Consider the following 19727-nt stretch of genomic DNA (forward strand, 5'->3'; position numbering starts at 1 on the left):
CTCAAATGCGTAGCATGTATCGTAAATTTCGGATTCGCATTGCCGCTATTATTGTGCTGGTTCCCATGCTGTCGTTTGCGGCTGAGCCCAACTTGCCACCGGATAGTCCAATGTGGCAAAAACTGCGCGTAGGTTTGTTCCAGGACCGGTCCATCAGCGATGATGGAGATCAACTGATCACCCTGACGGCGCCGCAACGGGCACAAGATGCTGCCGTCGTACCGGTGTCGATCAAATCCCTTATACCGCAGACGCCGCAACGCTATATCAAGACCATACACCTTATTGTCGACGATAATCCCGCGCCGCTCGCTGCGGTATTTCACCTGACGCCCGCAAGCGGTCTCGCCGACATTGAAACGAGGGTGAGGGTAGAGCAATACACCTACGTGCGCGCAATCGTCGAAACCAGTGACGGCGAGCTGGCCATGACGAAGGCGTACGTCAAGGCATCGGGCGGCTGTTCGGCTCCTGCCAACAGGGCGCCCGGTGGCGACGACAATCTGGGCAAGATGAAACTGATGGTCCAGGACAACCCACAGTTGAACCAGCCGGTGATGGCCCAGCTCATGATTCGTCACCCGAACGCGTCGGGCATGGTTATGGATCAGGCGACCCGGCTATACGCGCCGCCTCACTACGTGCGCCGGCTGGAGGTCGCCTTCGCCGGGAAGCCGGTCATGACCGCAGATGTGGATTTTGGGATCAGTGAGAATCCCAATTTCAGGTTTTACTTCACGCCGCAGGCAGAAGGCACGTTAACGGCCCGTGCTCAGGACACCAATGACCTTGTCTTCAACACATCGTTGGAGGTCATGCCTGAATAGGGACTAGGGGGCGCTAAAGCCCAGCCTGGTTTTTCTCGACCATGCTTCGAACCATATAGCGAATGCCGCGACTCCATGTTTGATCGGTATTGCCCCGGATATCCACCGATTTGTTCAGGACGATATTGCCGTTTTCCACGTCGCGAACCTGGATGTTGATGTTCAAAATCAGGTTGCTGACTTTCTGCACCCATCCGGTCAAGACACGGTTAGTGTGCAGCGCGCGTCCGATTTCCACATCGCAGCCGTTGCAGCTATACAGGTTGAAGCGCTTCTGTAGATCTCCGATCAGGATTGCAGCTGGCGCGTTGTCAACCACCGTATACAGTTGCTTTTCGGCAATGTCTTGGCGTAATTGCTGGGAGATCTTGGCTAGGCGCAGTTGCTGTTCGGCATCTTTGCCGGTTTCGCCCGTACTGTCGAGCAGCTCGAAATCCATGATTGCAATCGACTGCACGGGCTTTTCAGCAGCGCAAACCGCAAACGGGGCCGATATGACAAGGGCGGTGAGACACCGCCGGCCCATAAGCAAAGTCGTTGCGAGCCTGCTATTTAAGGAAGCAGGCATTGGCGGCTCTTGTTTCGATGTCCTTGTACTTCTTGGCCATGACCTTGACCTGCTTGGGATCACGGAACTCGGCTCCACGCTCGCCGCCTAGTCTAAGGTACTTGGATGCGGTTGATATTTCAGCGTATTCGTCGAATGCAGTCTGCTTGGCGATTTCATCGATGGCGCACGAGCATTTGTAGAAGGACTCATAGTTCTTCCCTGGATGGGCTTGCATGCACTCCAAGACATATTCCACGCGCGTGGTGGTTGGGAAGTCGTTGACGGGCGCGGCGGCCGATGCAGTAATTGGCATAACGCTTGCTACAAGCAGTGCAAGGACGGTAGACGATAAGAACTTCATGTTTTCCCCTAAAAGCGATATATCCAATGACAGACCAGTTCGTGGCCCGGTGCAACAAGACAGGCAAACCGTTATGTATTCTCATAGCAATAGTCATGCCATTATTGCGGGGTGCCTGGGTATGGGGGGCGCTTGCCTGTGCGTTGCCGGTGCAGGCCGAGGAGTCGCGGGTTTCCTCAGTGCAGCAGCTTGCGCCCGGCGTTTATGCGGCCATCGGTCAAAACAGCGAACCGACACCGCAGAACCGCGGCGTAGTGGGCAACCAGGGAATCATCATCGGCAAGGATGGCGTCATCTTGATTGACACGGGCACCAGTGCCCGGCATATGTCGGATCTTATCGCCGCAGTCGGGTGTTTAACATCCAAGCCCATCGTGCTCGCTGTCAACACGCATCAGAATCCGGCATTTGTATTTGGAAACGGCACACTCGCGCTACAAGGTGTTCCGATTCTTGCGCACCATGATGTCGCCGCACTGATCGCCCAGCGATGCCAGAAGTGCCTGAAAAAACTTAATGATGTATTGGGCGCCGACGAGATGGACGGCACCCGGGTTACGGTACCGACACGAACGCTGGATGGCGCCACGACCATTGATGTTGCCGGTCGACAGCTGGATATCCTTTATTACGGGCATAGTTCGTCGGCGGGCTCCATCGGTGTGGTCGATCGCGAGTCAGGTGTCTTGTTTGCCGGAGGGCTTGTATCGATAGGCCGTATACCGGACGCCAAAGACGCGCACATTGCGACTTGGCTTGCGGCGCTCCAAGATATCAAAGCCCGCAAGCCCTCAAGGATAGTGCCTGGCGAAGGCCCCGTTTCGTCGGTGGCCGAACTGGATGGTTTAAGCGGCTACCTCACCGCTCTGGAAAGCCTCGTGAACCAAACCTACAAGGCGGGCATCAGTCTTGGCAGACTTGATGAGTTTTCGCAATTGCCAGAGTTTCAGCAATGGCCGTTGTACGAGACAGCGCACAAAAAGAATGTAGAGCAGCAGTATCTTCAGCTGGAGCGCCGGGTTCTCGATGACCAGTCCTGAAATATTTTTCACCATGTCTTTAAACAGGCTTGGTTTTTGCTAGGTAACCCAGGGATGGCAAAAAAGCAGCCATTTATCCACGGTTCGATCTACTGGCGAACCGTACGGTTCAAGACGCCTATCAGGAGACATTAATGAGCATAAACATCCATCCCGCTGTTGATAACGGCATTGCGCCTACAGCGCCAGGATTTTCCGGGGGCACCTTGCTGTGCAACTGCGCCAACGACAAAGTAGAGGTCAAGATCAGCTCGCAGACGGCACATAATCATGTCTGCGGATGTACGAAGTGCTGGAAGCCCGCTGGTGCGCTGTTTTCACAGGTCGCAGTGGTTTCGAAAGACGCAGTCAAGGTTACCGCCAATGAAAACAAGCTGAAAGTGGTTGATCCGACGGCTGCGATCCAGCGCCATGCATGCTCTGGTTGCGGTGTTCATATGTTTGGACGCATCGAAAACCAGAATCATCCCTTCTATGGATTGGACTTTGTCCATACCGAACTGTCTCCCCAAACTGGATGGGCAGCTCCAGAATTCGCCGCGTTCGTTTCGTCGATTATCGAAAGCGGCACTCCCCCCGAACAGATGGGTGCTATCCGGGCTCGTCTGGAAGACCTTGGCCTGCCTCCTTACGATTGCCTGTCGCCACCGCTTATGGACGCAATCGCTACGCATGTAGCGAAATCCAGATAAGCTCTCGCCTATACTTTGTGTAGCGGCACACATCCGCTACACAAAGCCAATTCAATAAATGAGGATTTACACATGGACGTACGTGCAGCAGTAGCCACCAAGGCCGGCGCTCCGTTAACTATTGAAACAGTTCAGCTCGAAGGACCTCGTGCCGGCGAAGTGCTTGTCGAAATCAAGGCGTCGGGGGTTTGCCATACTGACCTGTTTACGCTGTCGGGAGACGATCCTGAAGGCTTGTTTCCGGCCATCCTGGGTCACGAAGGCGCTGGCGTCGTGGTTGAGGTCGGGGCAGGCGTTACGACGTTAAAGCCGGGCGATCACGTCATTCCGCTGTACACCCCGGAATGTCGCACTTGCTCGTACTGCCTGTCGCGCAAGACCAATTTGTGCCAGGCAATACGCGAAACTCAAGGTCGCGGCGTCATGCCCGACGGCACCAGCCGCTTCAAAATGAACGGCAAAGAAGTGCTGCATTACATGGGCACTTCGACTTTTGCGAATTACACCGTCGTGCCTGAAATCGCATTGGCCAAGATCCGGGAAGACGCACCCTTTGAAAAGGTTTGCTATATCGGCTGCGGCGTGACTACAGGTATTGGCGCTGTCATCAATACAGCAAAGGTTGAACCAGGCGATAACGTAATCGTCTTCGGGTTGGGCGGCATCGGCTTGAATGTGATTCAAGGTGCGCGCATAGCTGGCGCCGATATGATCGTCGGCGTCGACATCAATCCTGCTCGTGAAGAACTCGCCCGCAAGTTCGGCATGACACATTTTGTCAATTCCAATGAAGTCGAGGGCGACCTTGTGCCTTATCTGGTCAATTTGACCAAGGGTGGCGCTGACCATACTTTCGAATGTATCGGCAACGTCAAGCTCATGCGCCAGGCGCTTGAATGCGCTCATAAGGGCTGGGGAAAGAGCACCATTATCGGTGTGGCCGGCGCTGGTCAAGAGATTGCGACCCGCCCATTCCAGCTGGTTACTGGCCGGGTCTGGCAGGGGTCGGCATTTGGTGGCGCGCGCGGTCGTACCGATGTGCCGAAAATCGTCGACTGGTACATGGAAGGCAAGATCAATATCGATGATCTCATTACCCATGTCATGCCGATCGACAAGATCAATGATGCATTCCAAATGATGAAAGACGGTACGTCCATTCGTTCGGTCGTTACTTTCTAGGAAAATGCTTCGAATAGGCCCATATGCCGCGTCGCCGCAGCATATGGGCCGTTTTCTTATCTGCGACAAATTAAGGATAAAAGATGACGATGCAAATCATTTCAAAAAACAAAAGCTTTGGCGGAGAACAGGGGGTGTACAGTCACGAGTCAGCGGAAACCGGGTGCACGATGCGTTTCGGTGTCTACTTGCCGCCCGCCGCGCAAGAGGGCCCTGTACCCGTGCTGTTCTGGCTATCTGGCTTAACCTGCACCGAAGACAACTTTATTGTCAAGGCTGGCGCCCAGCGTATGGCGGCCGAATTAGGGGTTGCCATCGTCGCTCCCGATACCAGCCCGCGCGGGTTGAATTACCCCGGCGACAGCGAGAGCTACGATTTTGGAGTGGGTGCAGGATTTTATGTCGATGCGACGCAGGCGCCATGGGTCAATGGGTACCGTATGTATTCGTATATCACCAAAGAGCTATTCCAATTGGTCGCCAAGGGTTTCGCTGTTGATCCTTTGCGCGCAGGCATCTTTGGGCATTCGATGGGTGGTCATGGCGCATTGACCATCGGCTTGAAGAATCCCGACTTGTTTAAAACGATTTCGGCGTTTTCGCCTATTGTTTCGCCGACCCGCTGTCCATGGGGTGAAAAGGCCTTGGCCGGTTATTTGGGGGACGATCGCGACACCTGGGCTGACTACGACGCGACCTTGCTGGTGAAGCGCTACGGCTGGTCGGGGCCCGCGCTGTTGATCGACCAGGGTACAGACGACCAGTTCCTGGAAACGCAACTTAAGCCGGAGTTGCTCGTTGCCGCATGCGCTGATGCCAAAGTGCCTTTGGATCTTCGTATGCAGCCAGGTTACGACCATAGCTATTTCTTCATTTCAACTTTCATTGACGACCATTTGCGCCATCACGCGGCGCATTTGTAAGTCGACGCATTTCAAATGTTCTTGGGGAAAACCCGCGTTTTCAGCATGGTTATTGACAAAGGAATTTTTCACTTGTAGAGTTCATTCAACGAGCTGAAGAATCAACTCAATCCATTTCGCACCGGCCGCCAATGCTGCCAGCCAGGTGCAAGGCAAAAAAGCCTCACCCGGACATTTTATGTCCGGGTGAGGCTTTTTGCGTTGAGTGGGATACGGCCCGTGAGTGTTGTTGGTGTTGAATTTAATTCTGAACTTACATAACAGGTGAATGACAATGAACCATCTCACACGGCGTCGTTTTATCCAGATTGGGGGCTCGCTTGTCGCAGCGAGCGCCATGCCGCGTTTGGCCCAGGCAAAAGAACTTAAAGGCGTTACCGCGGATAAAGTGCGGCTGGGGTTGCTGCATTCGTTAACCGGCACATTTGCCTTTGCGGAAGCAGCGCAGGTGGACGCAGAAAAATTGGCAATCGAAGAAATCAATGCAGCGGGCGGGGTGCTTGGGCGCCAAATTGTTCCATACGTTGAAGATGGCGCAAGCGAAAGTCCGATTTTCGCCGAGAAAGCCAAGGTGTTGCTGCGTCGGGATAACGTGGTGGCGATTATTGGTTGTTACTCGTCGGCCTTGCGCAAGGCAGTGCTTCCCACGATCAACCAGGCTAAAAGCCTGCTTTATTACCCAACCTATTACGAAGGGCAAGAACAAGACAAGCGCTGCCTGTATACGTCACAGGAAGCAACACAGTCTGTGATTGCCGCGGTGACTTGGATGGCCAAGGAAAAAGGCAAGAAATTCTTCCTGGTCGGGTCGGATTACATCTATCCGGTCACCTGCAATAAGATCGCCAAGCCGACTATCGCGCATCTGGGCGGCACGGTTGTCGGAGAAGAATATGCGCCGCTGGGACATACCGAATTTTCCTCGATCATCAATAAAATTAAAGCTGCCAAGCCGGATTGCATCTACAGCACAGTGGTGGGCGGCAGTAACGTCGCTTTCTACAAGCAGTTGCGGGCAGCCGGTCTTGATGGCTCGAAAATCACCTTGCTATCCACAGTCGTCTCGGAGAACGAAGTGGAAGGTATTGGCAAGGACAACGCTGTCGGCTACTACGCTTGCATGGGCTACTTCCAATCCCTGGATAATCCGGACAACGCGAAATTCATCAAGGCTCTCAAAGCCAAGTATGGGCAAGATCGAGTCGTTGGCGACCCCATGCAATGTGCCTATAACTCAGTCTATCTTTGGCGGGACGCCGTTGAAAAAGCCCAGTCATTTGCTCCTGACGATGTCATCGCTGCAAGTGCCGGCTTAAGCATGAACGCCCCCGAAGGCGAGGTCAGGTTCGACGACGCCAACCACCATGTGTGGAAAAAAGTCCGTGTCGGTCGCGCTCGGGAAGATGGGCAGTTCGACATCGTTTATGAAACGCCGGAGCTGGTCAAGCCCAATCCTTTCCCCAAGTTGTAGCGCCGCTATGTAACAGGCAAGCCCAAAATTGGACTGCGGGTTCCTTGTCCGGGCAAAGGCTTGCCTGAAGAAACGTTGACGCGCCAATTTATAACTCAAGCAAAGCACAACGAAAGGAGTGGTCGATGAGTCTGAACATCATCATCATGCAAATTTTCGGCGGCCTCAGTCTATTCACCATCTTGCTGCTGATGGCGCTGGGATTGGCGATCGTGTTTGGACTGATGGGCGTCATCAACATGGCTCACGGTGAGCTCATGGCCATGGGCGCCTACGTTACCTACTTGGTGGCTAATTTTTTTCAGCACTTTCTGCCGTCACTGATGAGCGTTTATCTGTTTGTGGCCATTTTTTGTGCTTTTGCTGTCACGTTCGGATTCGGATACCTTCTGGAACGCAGCTTCATTCGTTTTTTGTACCACCGGCCATTGGATACCCTGCTGGCCACATGGGGTCTGAGCCTGTTGCTCCAGCAGTCTTACCGCACGATTTTCGGTGCGCAGGAAGTTAGTGTTCCGCTTGCCTCATGGTTGTCGGGGGCATGGGAGCCAACAGCCGGCATACAGCTGCCGCTTAATCGCATATTCATTATTGGCTTAACCATATTGGTTGCTTTGGGCGTGTATCTGTTGCTTTACAAAAGCCGCTGGGGCTTGAAGGTGAGGGCTGTTACCCAGAATCGCGCCATGAGCGGCGCGGTAGGAATCAATACCAGGAATGTCGACGCCATGACCTTTGCCCTGGGCTCGGGCCTGGCGGGCATAGCCGGCAGCGTATTCACCATGATTGGGTCAACCAATCCAGGCACCGGCCAGCTCTATATCGTCGACTCTTTCATCGTTGTCGTGTTTGGTGGTGTTGCGAGTTTGTTTGGAACAACGATCTCTGCATTTTCGATTGCACAGTCTCAAACCACACTTGAATACCTGATGAGCGGCACGATGGCCAAAGTCACTATTTTGCTGTGCGTCATTGTGGTGCTTTACTTCCGGCCGCAAGGTTTGTTCGCGACCAAGGTCAGGGGGTAGACGATGAAAGCGCTTAGAAATAGATCGGAGCTTGCCGCCTATGTTGCCCTTGCCGTGCTCTTGGTCATTATCCTGCCGCTGTGGCTGGATCCTTACCGGTTGCAACTGGTAAGTAAATACCTGGCTTTGGGGTTTGTCGCGATCGGCATCGTATTGATGTGGGGCTATGGCGGCATTCTTAGTTTGGGGCAGGGCGTGTTCTTCGGCATAGGCGGCTACTTGATGGCCATGTTTCTGAAGATGGAAGCTTCCGCGCCCGAATTGCCGGATTTCATGGTCTGGAGCAGCGTCGAGGCCTTGCCTGCCTGGTGGATTCCCTTTCAAAGTTTCACCAATACCATCCTGGCGATTTTCTTGGTGCCCGCTGTCCTGGCCTTTGCATTCTCTTACGCCATTTTCCGTAAACGGGTCAGCGGCGTGTATTTCGCCATTGTGACCCTGTCTTTGGCATTGACGCTATCCGTCTGGATCGTGGGTCAACAGGGCGACACAGGCGGCTTTAATGGGATTACTGACTTCAGCACGTTGCTGGGTCTGGATATTCTTGAGGACGAATCAAAGAACGCGCTTTATTTTATTCAGCTGGGGCTGTTGTTCCTCGTCATGCTGACGGCAAGCGTCATTGTGCGTACTCGCCTTGGCAAAGTGCTGATCGCCATTCGCGACCGGGAAGACAGGGTTCGCTTCTCGGGGTATGACACGGCGATGATCAAGGCGTTCATATTTACGATTGCTGCGATTTTTGCCTCAATGGGCGGCGCCTTGTATACGCTGCAGGTCGGCTTGATTGCACCATCCGTCGTAGGGGTGATGGCATCTGTCGAAATGGTCATCTACGCGGCAGTGGGCGGGCGGTTGTCGGTTCCTGGAGCCGTTGTCGGTGCTTTGCTTATTGGTTATTGCCGCTCATACCTATCGGAGAATTTTCCCGAAAGCTGGCTGTTCTTCCTTGGATTGGTTTTTATTCTGGTTGTGCTGGCCATGCCTAACGGCCTGGCTGGTGTTGTCGAGCGCATGTCGGAGCGAGTGCAAAGCAAGGGGTTAGCCAAATGACGACTGCGACCTTAAACACCAGTCCACGCATGGATTCGTCGCCTATACGAGCGAGCATCATGGAAAACAACATACTCTCCGTAGAAAATTTGACGGTCTCGTTTGACGGATTCAAGGCCGTCAATGACTTGAGTTTGAGCATCGAGCACAACGAACTGCGAGTCATCATTGGCCCGAACGGCGCAGGCAAGACCACATTGCTCGACATCATATGCGGCAAGACCAAGCCTAGTTCCGGCAAGGTGTTGTTCGGGGGAACCGACCTGACCTCGAAAGCCGAGCACCAGATTGTTCGCCTGGGTGTGGCGCGGAAATTCCAGACACCGTCCACATACGAAGATCTTTCGGTATTTGAAAACTTCGAAATCTCTATTCCCAGAGGGAAAGGGGTATTGGGCTCGCTTTTCTTCAGGCGTGATAAGGCCGTGACCGAAAGGGTGACGGATATCGCCAACGAGGTATTCCTTTACGACGCACTGCACACGAAAGCGGGAAGACTGAGCCATGGTCAAAAACAATGGCTCGAGATCGGAATGATGCTTATACAAGAGCCCGAACTGTTGTTGCTGGATGAGCCGGTAGCGGGGATGAGTCCGCGCGAGCGCGAAAAAACCGCAGTTTTGCTAAGAAAAATTTCGCTTGGAAACTCCCTGATCGTGATCGAGCACGATATGGAGTTCGTCAAGAGTATTGCCAAGAAGGTCACCGTTATGCATCAGGGCTCGCTGCTGTGCGATGGCAGCATTGATGAGGTTCAGCGTAACGAACGTGTCATTGAAGTCTACCTTGGAGCGTGAGCCAGGCATGCTGGAAATTTCAAATCTCAATGTGTATTACGGTGAAAGCCATACGATCCGCAATGTGTCCTTATCGTTGAGCGATAGCGAGGCGGTTGCCATCATGGGCCGCAATGGAATGGGTAAGACCACGCTGTTGAAGTCGATCATTGGCATGCTGCCCACGCGCACTGGCACTATTTCTTTGAACGGTGCCGCCATGCAGCATCGTCCAAGCTACGAGCGGGTCCATGAGGGGCTGGCGTTTGTGCCGCAAGGGCGCATGATATTTCCATTCCTGACGGTCAAAGAGAACATCCTGACGGGCATGGAGCGTAGCCGCAGCAAAACAGTGCCGGAATATATATACCGGTTCTTTCCCGTCTTAAAAGAAATGGAAAGCCGAAGGGGAGGCAATCTGTCGGGGGGGCAGCAGCAGATGCTCGCTATTGCGCGAGCGCTGGTATCGAATCCGAAAGTATTGATCCTGGATGAACCGACGGAAGGCATTCAGCCTTCAATTATCAAAGAACTGGCCAGAACGCTTACCGCGCTTCGCCAGGAAAGACATTTTTCGATATTGGTTTCCGAGCAAGTCCTTAGCTTCGCATTGGAAGTGGCCGATCGCTTCCTGGTTATCGACCGGGGTGAAATTGTGCACGAGAAATTGAAGGACGCTGTTGATATCGAGGAAATTCGCGCTTTTCTGACTGTGTAAAAAAGACTTTGGGTTTTTACAGTGCCGCCGTTTGGGGCTGCATATCCTAGGAGAAAGTAACCATGAAGAAGGTAATTAGTATTGACCGGTCAAAGTTGCCGACCGAGCAGCCCGATCCGGTGATTATGAACCGCTGGCACTGCGATATCCCGATGGCTGCCTACGTCAAGCCAGGCGAGTCATTTCGTGTCGAATGTTTCGACTGGACAGGAGGGCAGATCAAAAACAATGACAGCGCGAACGATATTCGTGATGTCAATCTGGCGCCTTGCCATCATTTATCCGGACCGGTGGGCGTCACAGGCGCCGAGCCAGGAGATCTTCTGGTTGTTGATATCCTGGATATCGGCCCATTTGAAGATTCGGAGTGGGGATATACCGGTATCTTCAGCAAAGAGAAGTTCGGTGGTTTCCTGACCGATTACTTTCCCAATACTGCCAAGGCTGTCTGGGATTTCAATGGCATCTTTGCCACGTCCCGCCATATTCCCAATTTACGGTTCGCTGGATTGACCCATCCTGGAATCATAGGGTGCCTGCCGTCGCGCGAACTGCTGACCGAATGGAATCGGCGGGAAGGCGAATTGATTGCCACGGATCCCAACCGAGTGCCGCCATTGGCGCTTCCGCCCAATCCCACCGATGTCATTCTGGGGGGGCTTAAAGGTGCGCAATTGGAAGCCGCCGCCAAGGAGGGGGCTCGCACTGTGCCGCCTCGCGAGCATGGCGGGAATTGCGATATTAAAAATCTTTGTCGCGGCAGCCGTGTTTATTTGCCGGTATACGTCAAGGATGGCGGCCTGGTTGTCGGCGATCTTCACTTCTCTCAGGGTGACGGGGAAATCACCTTTTGCGGCGCTATTGAAATGGCTGGCTGGATCGACATGCACGTCGATTTGATCAAAGATGGGTGCAATAAATATGGCATTAAACAAGCCATGTTTGAACCAGGCCCGGTGGATCCCAACTATTCACAGTTTCTGGTGTTTGAAGGGATTTCAGTCGAGGACTCAGGCAAGCAGCGCTATCTGGATGTGAATCTGGCTTATCAACAGGCGTGCATGCATGCAGTCAACTACCTGAAGAAGTTCGGCTATACAGGCGAACAGGTCTACACCATCCTGAGTTGTGCTCCCATTGAAGGGCATATAAGCAGTGTGGTCGATATTCCCAACGCATGCGTGGCATTGCAAGTGCCCATTTCAATATTTGATTTCGATATTCGCCCCAATTCTCAGGGACCGGAAAAACGGGTTCCGGCCAGCGACCTTGCCTATGAAACCTGATTCTTTATAAACGCAAAGAGTTGCTTGATGCAGCTCTTTGCAATCTTGACTGGAGCCAATATGCCTATTTATGCTTATTTTTGCCAAGATTGCGGTCCCTTTGAAAAACAGCGGCCTATGGCCGAATTTCAACAGCCCGCGATTTGTCCTACATGCCAGTTATCAGCGCCACGAATGGTTACCGCAGTGCGTCTGAACTTGATGCCGGGAAATAGTCGAATTGCACATACCAGGAACGAAAAAAGCGCCAACGAACCGCGTGTGACGCAGTCGCACTGTCATCATCATGCAGGCCATGACAAAGAGGGCAAACATCAACATAATCATGCCCATCACCATAAGGCCCAAGTATCGAGCCGGCCGTGGCAGGTCGGGCATTAGTTTCCAACAGTAGGTCGAAGCGACTGCTGCAAATTTGCTTGCCTATGTGCAAAAGGTGGACAATTGTCTGAAAGTAATCCGATCAGAGTTGGTATTCTTTTTTCTGAAACAGGCGATATTTCAACCATAGAAACATCTCAGTTGATGGGGACTTTGTTCGCCATTGCCGAAATTAATGAAGCGGGGGGAATCAATGGCAGGGAAATCCAGCCGGTGCGATATAACCCGGAGTCTTCGCCGGGTTTGTACCGTGTGCTGGCGGAGCGGTTGGTGCTACAGGACAAGATCAACGTCATTTTTGGCTGCTATAAGTCCGATACCCGGAAAGCCGTCATTCCCATCATAGAAAAGTGGAACCGGCTGCTGTTTTACCCGACGCTCTATGAAGGTTTTGAGTGCTCGAGCAATATTATTTATACCGGTGCAGCGCCCAATCAAAATAGCGTCCAGCTTGCCGAATTCATGGTGTCTAACTACGGCGCCCGGGTATATATGGTCGGTTCCGACTATATATATCCGTATGAATCCAACCGAATCATGGGTGATCTTGTTTTGCAGCGGCCCGGCGGCGCGAAGATAGGCGAAAGGTATGTTCCGCTGGACGCAACCGAGAAAGACTTCAAAAGCATTATTACTGATATTCAAAAAGTAAGACCTGACTTTATTTTTTCGACTGTCGTTGGCGACTCGACTCAATGTTTATACCGCGCTTATGCCGACGCGGGCCTTGATCCGCGTGAAATGCCTATCGCCAGCTTGACCACCCTCGAGTCCGAGGTCGCTCAAATGGGTTTTGATGTAGGGGCAGGGCATGTTTCGGCAGCGCCTTATTTTCAGTCCATAGATTCGGAGATCAATCGCTTGAGTTTATCGAATTTCAGACGTCGATTTGGCACTGATGTCGTACCTAGCGCAGGTTGGGAGGCGGCCTATTTTCAGGTTCATTTATTTGCCAACGCCATGCGTGCATCAGGTAGTGACGCCATCGATCTGCTTATGCCGCATTTGCTTGGCTCCGAGTATGACGCGCCCCAAGGGCGTATCCGGATCGATCCGTCGAATCACCATACCTGCCTGTATCCACGTATAGGGATAGCCAATTCCGAGGGGCAGTTCACCTTGGTCAGGCAGGCCACACGTGCTGTACACCCCGATCCTTATCTGGTCACCCACTCCCTGGGCGACTGGACATTAAGGCTCGGGGCCACAGGGTGATAAACGATGACTATCAGCATGCCAGAGTCCAAGCGTATTACGCCAGAGCTCCTTCGGGATCTACGGACTTTGCGAGTGGCTGTATTCCATCCCGCTGATCTGGATGGAGAAGAGCTGATACTTCAGTTGCGTCGGATCGGTTGCCAGGTACAGGCGTTTTGGCCGCCATCCCCGACGCTCCCGCAGGGAACTGATGTCGTGTTTCTGGCGGTTCGCCCGAATATATTCATTCCCGATTGGTCTGCTTGCAGGGAAGTGAGCTCCCCAGCGATTATCGCCGTCGTCACCTATGAAAACCCAACCGTGGTCGAAGCCGTGTTGAAAGTGGGGGTGGCCAGTGTCATTGCGTCGCCCATCAAGCCTTTTGGCTTATTGTCTACGCTGGTGGTGGCGCGCCAGATCAATCAGAATTTGCGTACTCTAGTTCGGTTGACCCAGCGCCTCGAGGCGAAACTGGCCGGCGTGAGAAAAGTCGCTGAAGCAAAATCCATCCTGATGAAAGCGCGGCAGGTCAGCGAGGACGACGCCTATCAGATAATACGTGACCAAGCCATGGCCAGGCGCGTTACCGTCGAGCAAATCGCCAGCGCCATTGTCGATGCGAACGGAATACTTTCTTTCAGCAAATAATATCCGTCCCATTGCTGATGTAAATGCAAATCGTTTACACTTGCCGTCAGCTAAATAATACTAATCTGAATTAATCAATTTAGGAACGAGGCGATGCTTCGGGGGATTGCTATGCATAAATTATTGCTGGGGGTAGTGCTGACCGCATTGCTCAGCACTGGGGTTCATGCCGCGGTGGAGCCTAAAGCTGTTGTCAATACCTATGCCGACGTGGCGCAGGCCGAGTTCGAGGACGCGTTGTCCAGCGCACGCAAACTACAACAATCGGTGGCCGACTTGCTGGCCAAGCCCAGCGCCGTCGCATTGAAGTCCGCTCGCAATGCCTGGCTGGATGCGCGTGTACCTTATCAGCAGACTGAAGCTTTCCGTTTTGGCAATTCCATTGTCGATGATTGGGAAGGGAACGTAAACGCCTGGCCGCTGGACGAAGGCATGATCGATTACGTGGATGCGTCTTATGGCACCGACTCGGATGCCAATGCTTATTACGTCGTCAATGTTATTGCCAACAAAAACCCCAGCATTGGCGGCAAAGCCGTGGATGCCTCTGATATTAATGAAAAGCTGCTGCGCGATGTGCTGCACGAAGCCGATGGCAACGAGGCTAACGTGGCAACCGGCTATCACGCCATCGAATTCCTGTTGTGGGGGCAAGACCTCAACGGCACAGGTCCGGCGCCCACTGGCCGCAGCGGCACCCCGCAAGAGCGTCATGCCGGCGATCGCCCTCATACCGACTTTGATGTGGCTAACTGCACGGGCGGTAATTGTGAGCGGCGAGGTCAATACTTGAAAGTGGTTACGGATTTACTGGTCGCCGACCTTGAGGAAATGGTTGCCAACTGGCAGGCCGGGGGCGAAGCGCGCCTGGCCGTGCAAAGCGATCCCAAGGCGGGCCTGGTTGCCATGTTGACGGGGCTGGGAAGCTTGTCTTATGGCGAACTCGCCGGCGAGCGCATCAAACTGGGTTTGATGTTGCACGACCCCGAAGAAGAGCACGACTGCTTTTCCGATAACACGCATAACTCGCACTTTTACAATCAGCTCGGAATGATGAATGTCTATCAGGGGCAGTACAAACGCGTGGACGGGTCTCTGGTTCAGGGCGCCAGCCTGTCAGACCTGGTAAAAGCCCGCGACGCCAAACTCGATGCGGAAATGCACGAGAAGCTGAACGCTACTTTTAAAGCGATGCAAGCCATGAAGCAGCGTGCGGAAACTGTGGAAACCTACGACCAAATGATTGCCCAAGGGAATGAACAGGGCAACGCCGTGGTACAGGCTGTGATTGACGGACTGGTTGCGCAAACACGCAGTATCGAACGGGTGATCGCGGCCCTGGAGCTTGGCGATATTCAACTGGAAGGTTCGGACAGTCTTGACAAGCCTGATGCCGTTTTCCAATAAGCGTGCAATGGTGAAATTAGTTGCGGGTTTGATTTTTCTGGGTCTGGGTGCGGTCGCAATCGCCGGCGGAGGCCCAGCGCAACGCCAGGACCTCAGCGCTGAAGACCGCGCCCGCGTCAGCGCGATTACCAAACCGTCCACCAGCTTTTCCCAAGCAGAGCAATTCGAGCAGATGCAGGGCGGCGCGGGTACAGTCAAAAAGCTGATCAATCCCGATATTTTCTCGCACCCTGCCGCCAACCTGACCTTCGAAGGGAGGCAGGAGTTCATGGTAGGTAATGGTTTGTTCCGGAAAGATTGGGTGTCGTCCCCCGCTTCCACGCAGGCCTCGGATGGCCTGGGGCCTTTGTTTAATGCGAGATCCTGTCAAGCCTGTCATGTGAAGGATGGCCGGGGCACCGTGCCAGGCTTCGATCCACTCGAGCGTAGCGATGTAGTCGCGTTGTTATTGCGCCTGTCATTGCCTGGCAGCGCGGATGACGCCCGCAAGCGTCTGGACCAGGGAGAGGTGGCTTCGTTGCCGGACCCGGTCTATGGACATCAGTTGCAGCCGTTTGCTGTGCCGGGCTTGGCAGCCGAAGGTCGTATAAGAATCGATTACCGCGAGGTCCCGGTCCAGCTTAACGGGGGTGAGTCAGCCACGCTAATGGATCCTTCTTATCGTGTAGAAGACTTGGGCTACGGTCCCATGCATCCCGATGTTCGCTTTTCCCCTCGATTGGCGCCACCCATGCTGGGGCTGGGTCTGTTGGAAGCGATCCACGAGGACGACATTCTGGCGCATGCCGACGTCGACCTTGGCGACGGCATTTCCGGGCGTCCTAATTGGATTAAGGATGTGCACACGGGCCAGCGTGTGCTGGGCCGTTTTAATTGGAAGGCGGGGCAACCCACGGTCGAGCATCAGTCGTCCAATGCATTTTCGGGCGATATGGGGCTGTCCACCCCTATGTTTCCCAGCCATTACGGCGATTGCACACCAAGCCAGCAGGCTTGCCTGGACATGCCGCATGGGGCTCAGGCTCATCTGGGCGAGCATGAGGTGCCCGCGCGCCTGATGGACTTCGTCACCATGTATTCGCTTAATCTGGCGCTACCGCAGCGCCGCGATGTGAGCGATGAGCGGGTATTGGCCGGTAAGAAGCTGTTCTACGAATCCAATTGCATCGCTTGCCACGTGCCCAAGTACGTGACCCGACGCGACGCGAAGCGGGCCGAACACCGCTTTCAATTGATATGGCCTTATACCGATCTGCTGCTGCACGATATGGGCCCCGGCCTGGCCGACGGCCAAGATGAAGGAGATGCCAGCGGCCGCGAATGGCGCACCCCGCCATTGTGGGGAATAGGGCTTACCAAAACCGTCAATCCGAACGCCACCTGGTTACACGACGGCAGGGCGCGTACCTTGTTGGAGGCCATCCTATGGCATGGCGGCGAGGCCCAGGCGGTTCGTGATCGGGTTGTGGCAATGACCCCCGCCCAACGTGCCGATTTGATCCGGTTTTTGGAGTCGCTTTGATGCATACCCGCGTATCGCTGTTTCGTCCCTTGCTGCTTCGGTGTCTAGGAAGCGTTTTTCTATTTCCTATGGCAATGGTCAACGCCGGGGAGTTGTCGCCCGACCTGGGTGCAAGCCTGGTGAACAGCTATATTTCGCCCGCGATGCGGCATTTTCAGCACTCTGCGCATAGTCTGCACGCTACATTGGAGACCTGGTGCGCCCAACCTCAAAAAAGCGGAGCGAAAACCGTCCATGAGGGCTTTGCCGCATTGGTAGGCGCTTGGTCTGGCATTGAGTTCCTGCGTTTCGGTCCTCTGGTCGCAGCTAATCGTTACGAGAGAATCAATTTCTGGCCTGATCCGCGCGGCATTACCTTACGGCAAGTCCAGGCCCTATTGGCAGCGGCTGATCCTGTGTCGGACGCAGCCCAGTTGGCAGGGCAAAGCGTAGCGATACAAGGCTTGCCTGCGCTGGAATACGTGCTTTATCGAGATAAGGGTTTGTTGACGGATCCGGCGCATGCCGGTAACGCGTCAGCATGTGCCTATGCTAGCGCTGTCGCCGGAAACCTTGCGATTTTGGGCTCAGAGCTCGTGAGCGAATGGAAGCCGGGCGGCGATTATGCACAACGGTTTTCTAGGCCCTCGGCATCCAATTCCTTGTATCGGAACCAGCAGGAAGTGGCAGGGGAATCCATCAAGGCACTGTCAACGGGTTTGCAATTTGTTCGCGACGTAAAGCTTTTGCCGGTGCTGGGCCGTAATATCAACGCGGTCAAGCCCAAACGCGCTCCCTTCTGGCGCAGCGGGCTTGCGGTCCAGTCCATGGCGGCGGGAACTCAGGGCATGCTGCAATTTTATAAGGCAGGCCAGTACAAGTACGGAAGCAATGAAACGTGGATAGACGCCAGCCTGCAGGCAGAACTGCTTCGCATTAATGCTAATTTCAACGCCATCCAGATTGACGCCTCCCAAGCGGCCACAAGCCCGGGGCCGGAGCAATGGCTGCAATTTACGACGACGGAAGCTGGCTATCGCCAGCTGACACTTGCAAGCTTACTGATAAAGAATGCCAAGAGCCTGGTCGACGAGAATGTCGCGCCGGCTTTTGGCGTAAGGATAGGCTTTAATGCGCTCGATGGAGATTGACCGCCGTCGATTCTTAAAGCTGCTCGCCGTCTATGGCGCCAGTCCTTGGGTAGCCCAGGCCGCAGGCGCTGAAGCCCTGTCAACGGGCATCGAGAAGTCTCGCTCCCTATACCTGTCTGCCCGCAAGCATGCTGGCCGATACGAGGCCGTTGTTATCAATGAGCAGGGGCGTGATCTTTTGGTAGTCCCTATGCCTGATCGGGGCCATAGCTTTGCCATCGATGCTGTTCGCGGGCGCGCAGTGGTATTCGGAAGGCAGCCGGGTTTTTTTGCGGTCGCCTTTGATCTTGCGGGTAAACGTCCGCCTCAAGCGCTGCCTGTGGCCACGGATAGGCATTTCTTCGGCCACGGTGTGTTCTCGCCAGACGGCAAGATCATGGTCGCCACTGAAAACGATTATGAAGAAGGGCGGGGCGTACTCGGTGTGTACGACGCTACCGAGGGTGGCGCCTACCGCCGTATTGGCGAGTTTTCTACTGGCGGCATAGGCCCCCACGAAGTCGTGCTGATGCCGGATGGCCGCACTGTGTGTGTGGCTAATGGCGGTATCCTGACTCATCCCGATTATGGCAAGCTTGAACTCAACCCCGAGTCCATGAAGCCGTCGCTAGCTTATATAGATTTACACAGCGGCGACGTGCTGGAACAGGTATACCTGGCCCCTGCATTGCATAGGTTGTCTATCAGGCACTTGGTCATTGATGCCTCAGGCGCGGTATGGTTCGGATGCCAGTACACCGGGCCTGCGCAAGACCGGCCGCCTTTGGTGGGCAGGCACCGTAGGGGCGCGCAGCCGGAAATGTTCGCTGGGCCTGACGAAACCCTGCGCGACCTTAAGAATTATGTCGGCTCATTGGCGCTCAGTGCTGATGGCGCATTAATTGCTACATCCAGTCCGGTGGGCGGGAAAGTCGTATTCTGGGACACAGTCACAGGTAATTGTGTTGGCCAAGCCGATATTTTTGACGGTTGCGGGGTGGCTCCTATGGTCGACAAGGGGTTTATTGTTAGCAGTGGACAAGGCGTCTTGGCGCACTCGCTGCCGGTTCAAGATAATTTGCAAACTCTTGCTTCTCGTTCCGACCTGGCTTGGGACAATCACATGCGCCGCATCTGATTTGGTGGATTGAAATGCTGGTTTTGAATGCAAATCTTTGAAAGTATTACAAAAAAATCAGTCTAAGCTTGAACTGAAAGAGTCAATAAAAACAAACTATTGCAGTGCTTATTTAAAACTAATATCAAAGTTGGTATGGGCCTGTAAGTGTCGCGGCGATGCCACACCAAACCCAAGGGTAAACCCTTATATAAAGGGGTGCGAATACGTGTTTTGTTGCTGTCGCCCAACACAAAAGCAGAAAACAAAGGCTTTTGCGCACAGGAACATAGCCAGCGGCCCCGAATTTTGATGCAATAGCTCCAACTTCCCATCGCGGAGTTAGAAAGAGCAGCAGCACTTGTATTTATCAGTCGCTGCTCTGTTTACTCAAATCTACGGAGATTTCTTACATGAAAAAGACTCTGCTCGCTGCTGC

General features: G+C 53.9%; 20 protein-coding genes. 18 read left to right on the plus strand and 2 right to left on the minus strand.

Annotated features, from left to right (window positions below):
* The first annotated feature begins 5 nt into the window (after positions 1-5).
* Positions 6-827, plus strand: a complete 822-nt coding sequence (locus tag ABWO67_RS04710) for a quinoprotein dehydrogenase-associated SoxYZ-like carrier (protein WP_353148232.1) — start codon at positions 6-8, stop codon at positions 825-827.
* A gap of 13 nt (positions 828-840) precedes the next feature.
* Here ABWO67_RS04710 and ABWO67_RS04715 read toward each other — a convergent pair whose 3' ends face one another.
* Positions 841-1284, minus strand: a complete 444-nt coding sequence (locus ABWO67_RS04715) for a DUF3280 domain-containing protein (RefSeq protein WP_353148235.1) — start codon at positions 1282-1284, stop codon at positions 841-843.
* A gap of 91 nt (positions 1285-1375) precedes the next feature.
* A complete protein-coding gene (locus ABWO67_RS04720) occupies positions 1376-1738 on the minus strand; it encodes a hypothetical protein (protein WP_353148237.1) in 363 nt (120 codons plus the stop codon).
* A 95-nt stretch (positions 1739-1833) separates the two neighbouring features.
* On the opposite strand from ABWO67_RS04720, the gene ABWO67_RS04725 reads away from it, so the two are divergent.
* The 17 genes from ABWO67_RS04725 (at position 1834) to ABWO67_RS04805 (ending at position 19309) form a co-directional block, all read left to right on the plus strand.
* Positions 1834-2778: an MBL fold metallo-hydrolase gene (locus ABWO67_RS04725; RefSeq protein ID WP_353148240.1), complete on the plus strand. Its 945-nt coding sequence runs from the start codon at positions 1834-1836 to the stop codon at positions 2776-2778.
* 134 nt (positions 2779-2912) lie between these two features.
* Entirely contained in the window at positions 2913-3470 is a 558-nt protein-coding gene (gene gfa, locus ABWO67_RS04730) for an S-(hydroxymethyl)glutathione synthase (protein ID WP_353148243.1), read from the plus strand.
* A gap of 72 nt (positions 3471-3542) precedes the next feature.
* Positions 3543-4652, plus strand: coding sequence for an S-(hydroxymethyl)glutathione dehydrogenase/class III alcohol dehydrogenase (locus tag ABWO67_RS04735; protein WP_353148245.1), 1110 nt, complete (start codon positions 3543-3545; stop codon positions 4650-4652).
* A gap of 83 nt (positions 4653-4735) precedes the next feature.
* Positions 4736-5575, plus strand: a complete 840-nt coding sequence (fghA, locus tag ABWO67_RS04740) for an S-formylglutathione hydrolase (protein WP_353148248.1) — start codon at positions 4736-4738, stop codon at positions 5573-5575.
* Positions 5576-5849: 274 nt separating this feature from the next.
* Positions 5850-7046 carry a transporter substrate-binding protein gene (locus ABWO67_RS04745; protein WP_353148251.1) on the plus strand — a complete coding sequence of 399 codons (1197 nt, stop codon included), beginning with the start codon at positions 5850-5852 and terminating at the stop codon, positions 7044-7046.
* 125 nt (positions 7047-7171) lie between these two features.
* Positions 7172-8074: an urea ABC transporter permease subunit UrtB gene (gene urtB / locus ABWO67_RS04750; protein ID WP_353148254.1), complete on the plus strand. Its 903-nt coding sequence runs from the start codon at positions 7172-7174 to the stop codon at positions 8072-8074.
* A 3-nt stretch (positions 8075-8077) separates the two neighbouring features.
* Complete coding sequence (urtC, locus tag ABWO67_RS04755) at positions 8078-9127, plus strand: urea ABC transporter permease subunit UrtC (protein ID WP_353148257.1); 1050 nt, start codon at positions 8078-8080, stop codon at positions 9125-9127.
* A 29-nt stretch (positions 9128-9156) separates the two neighbouring features.
* A complete protein-coding gene (urtD, locus tag ABWO67_RS04760; RefSeq protein ID WP_502929965.1) occupies positions 9157-9924 on the plus strand; it encodes an urea ABC transporter ATP-binding protein UrtD in 768 nt (255 codons plus the stop codon).
* Between the two features lie 7 nt (positions 9925-9931).
* Positions 9932-10621 carry an urea ABC transporter ATP-binding subunit UrtE gene (gene urtE, locus ABWO67_RS04765; RefSeq protein WP_353148287.1) on the plus strand — a complete coding sequence of 230 codons (690 nt, stop codon included), beginning with the start codon at positions 9932-9934 and terminating at the stop codon, positions 10619-10621.
* Positions 10622-10683: 62 nt separating this feature from the next.
* Positions 10684-11907 carry a formamidase gene (fmdA, locus tag ABWO67_RS04770; protein ID WP_353148260.1) on the plus strand — a complete coding sequence of 408 codons (1224 nt, stop codon included), beginning with the start codon at positions 10684-10686 and terminating at the stop codon, positions 11905-11907.
* A gap of 60 nt (positions 11908-11967) precedes the next feature.
* Positions 11968-12288: an FmdB family zinc ribbon protein gene (locus ABWO67_RS04775; RefSeq protein WP_353148262.1), complete on the plus strand. Its 321-nt coding sequence runs from the start codon at positions 11968-11970 to the stop codon at positions 12286-12288.
* 63 nt (positions 12289-12351) lie between these two features.
* On the plus strand, positions 12352-13503 hold the full coding sequence (locus ABWO67_RS04780; protein WP_353148265.1) for a transporter substrate-binding domain-containing protein: 1152 nt from the start codon (positions 12352-12354) through the stop codon (positions 13501-13503).
* A gap of 6 nt (positions 13504-13509) precedes the next feature.
* On the plus strand, positions 13510-14133 hold the full coding sequence (locus tag ABWO67_RS04785) for an ANTAR domain-containing response regulator (RefSeq protein WP_353148268.1): 624 nt from the start codon (positions 13510-13512) through the stop codon (positions 14131-14133).
* 111 nt (positions 14134-14244) lie between these two features.
* Positions 14245-15540 (plus strand): imelysin family protein, encoded by a 1296-nt coding sequence (locus ABWO67_RS04790; RefSeq protein ID WP_353148271.1) that lies wholly within the window; start codon positions 14245-14247, stop codon positions 15538-15540.
* Positions 15541-15547: 7 nt separating this feature from the next.
* Positions 15548-17062, plus strand: a complete 1515-nt coding sequence (locus ABWO67_RS04795; protein WP_353148274.1) for a di-heme oxidoreductase family protein — start codon at positions 15548-15550, stop codon at positions 17060-17062.
* Positions 17062-18192: an imelysin family protein gene (locus ABWO67_RS04800; protein WP_353148277.1), complete on the plus strand. Its 1131-nt coding sequence runs from the start codon at positions 17062-17064 to the stop codon at positions 18190-18192. Before ABWO67_RS04795 ends, ABWO67_RS04800 begins: the two co-directional genes overlap by 1 nt.
* Complete coding sequence (locus ABWO67_RS04805; RefSeq protein ID WP_353148290.1) at positions 18182-19309, plus strand: DUF1513 domain-containing protein; 1128 nt, start codon at positions 18182-18184, stop codon at positions 19307-19309. The genes ABWO67_RS04800 and ABWO67_RS04805 overlap by 11 nt, the downstream gene beginning before the upstream one ends.
* Positions 19310-19727: the final 418 nt, after the last annotated feature.

The sequence above is a fragment of the Pollutimonas bauzanensis genome (assembly GCF_040393045.1).
GTDB lineage: Bacteria > Pseudomonadota > Gammaproteobacteria > Burkholderiales > Burkholderiaceae_B > Pollutimonas > Pollutimonas bauzanensis_A.

Bases quoted from the DNA above. Each gene is read 5' to 3' on its own strand.
- ABWO67_RS04710 (WP_353148232.1), top strand. From the start codon at position 6: ATGCGTAGCATGTATCGTAAATTTCGGATTCGCATTGCCGCTATTATT.
- ABWO67_RS04720 (WP_353148237.1), bottom strand. From the start codon at position 1,738: ATGAAGTTCTTATCGTCTACCGTCCTTGCACTGCTTGTAGCAAGCGTT.
- ABWO67_RS04725 (WP_353148240.1), top strand. From the start codon at position 1,834: ATGCCATTATTGCGGGGTGCCTGGGTATGGGGGGCGCTTGCCTGTGCG.
- gfa (WP_353148243.1), top strand. From the start codon at position 2,913: ATGAGCATAAACATCCATCCCGCTGTTGATAACGGCATTGCGCCTACA.
- ABWO67_RS04735 (WP_353148245.1), top strand. From the start codon at position 3,543: ATGGACGTACGTGCAGCAGTAGCCACCAAGGCCGGCGCTCCGTTAACT.
- fghA (WP_353148248.1), top strand. From the start codon at position 4,736: ATGACGATGCAAATCATTTCAAAAAACAAAAGCTTTGGCGGAGAACAG.
- ABWO67_RS04745 (WP_353148251.1), top strand. From the start codon at position 5,850: ATGAACCATCTCACACGGCGTCGTTTTATCCAGATTGGGGGCTCGCTT.
- urtB (WP_353148254.1), top strand. From the start codon at position 7,172: ATGAGTCTGAACATCATCATCATGCAAATTTTCGGCGGCCTCAGTCTA.
- urtC (WP_353148257.1), top strand. From the start codon at position 8,078: ATGAAAGCGCTTAGAAATAGATCGGAGCTTGCCGCCTATGTTGCCCTT.
- urtD (WP_502929965.1), top strand. From the start codon at position 9,157: ATGGATTCGTCGCCTATACGAGCGAGCATCATGGAAAACAACATACTC.
- urtE (WP_353148287.1), top strand. From the start codon at position 9,932: ATGCTGGAAATTTCAAATCTCAATGTGTATTACGGTGAAAGCCATACG.
- fmdA (WP_353148260.1), top strand. From the start codon at position 10,684: ATGAAGAAGGTAATTAGTATTGACCGGTCAAAGTTGCCGACCGAGCAG.
- ABWO67_RS04775 (WP_353148262.1), top strand. From the start codon at position 11,968: ATGCCTATTTATGCTTATTTTTGCCAAGATTGCGGTCCCTTTGAAAAA.
- ABWO67_RS04785 (WP_353148268.1), top strand. From the start codon at position 13,510: ATGACTATCAGCATGCCAGAGTCCAAGCGTATTACGCCAGAGCTCCTT.
- ABWO67_RS04790 (WP_353148271.1), top strand. From the start codon at position 14,245: ATGCATAAATTATTGCTGGGGGTAGTGCTGACCGCATTGCTCAGCACT.
- ABWO67_RS04795 (WP_353148274.1), top strand. From the start codon at position 15,548: ATGGTGAAATTAGTTGCGGGTTTGATTTTTCTGGGTCTGGGTGCGGTC.
- ABWO67_RS04800 (WP_353148277.1), top strand. From the start codon at position 17,062: ATGCATACCCGCGTATCGCTGTTTCGTCCCTTGCTGCTTCGGTGTCTA.
- ABWO67_RS04805 (WP_353148290.1), top strand. From the start codon at position 18,182: ATGGAGATTGACCGCCGTCGATTCTTAAAGCTGCTCGCCGTCTATGGC.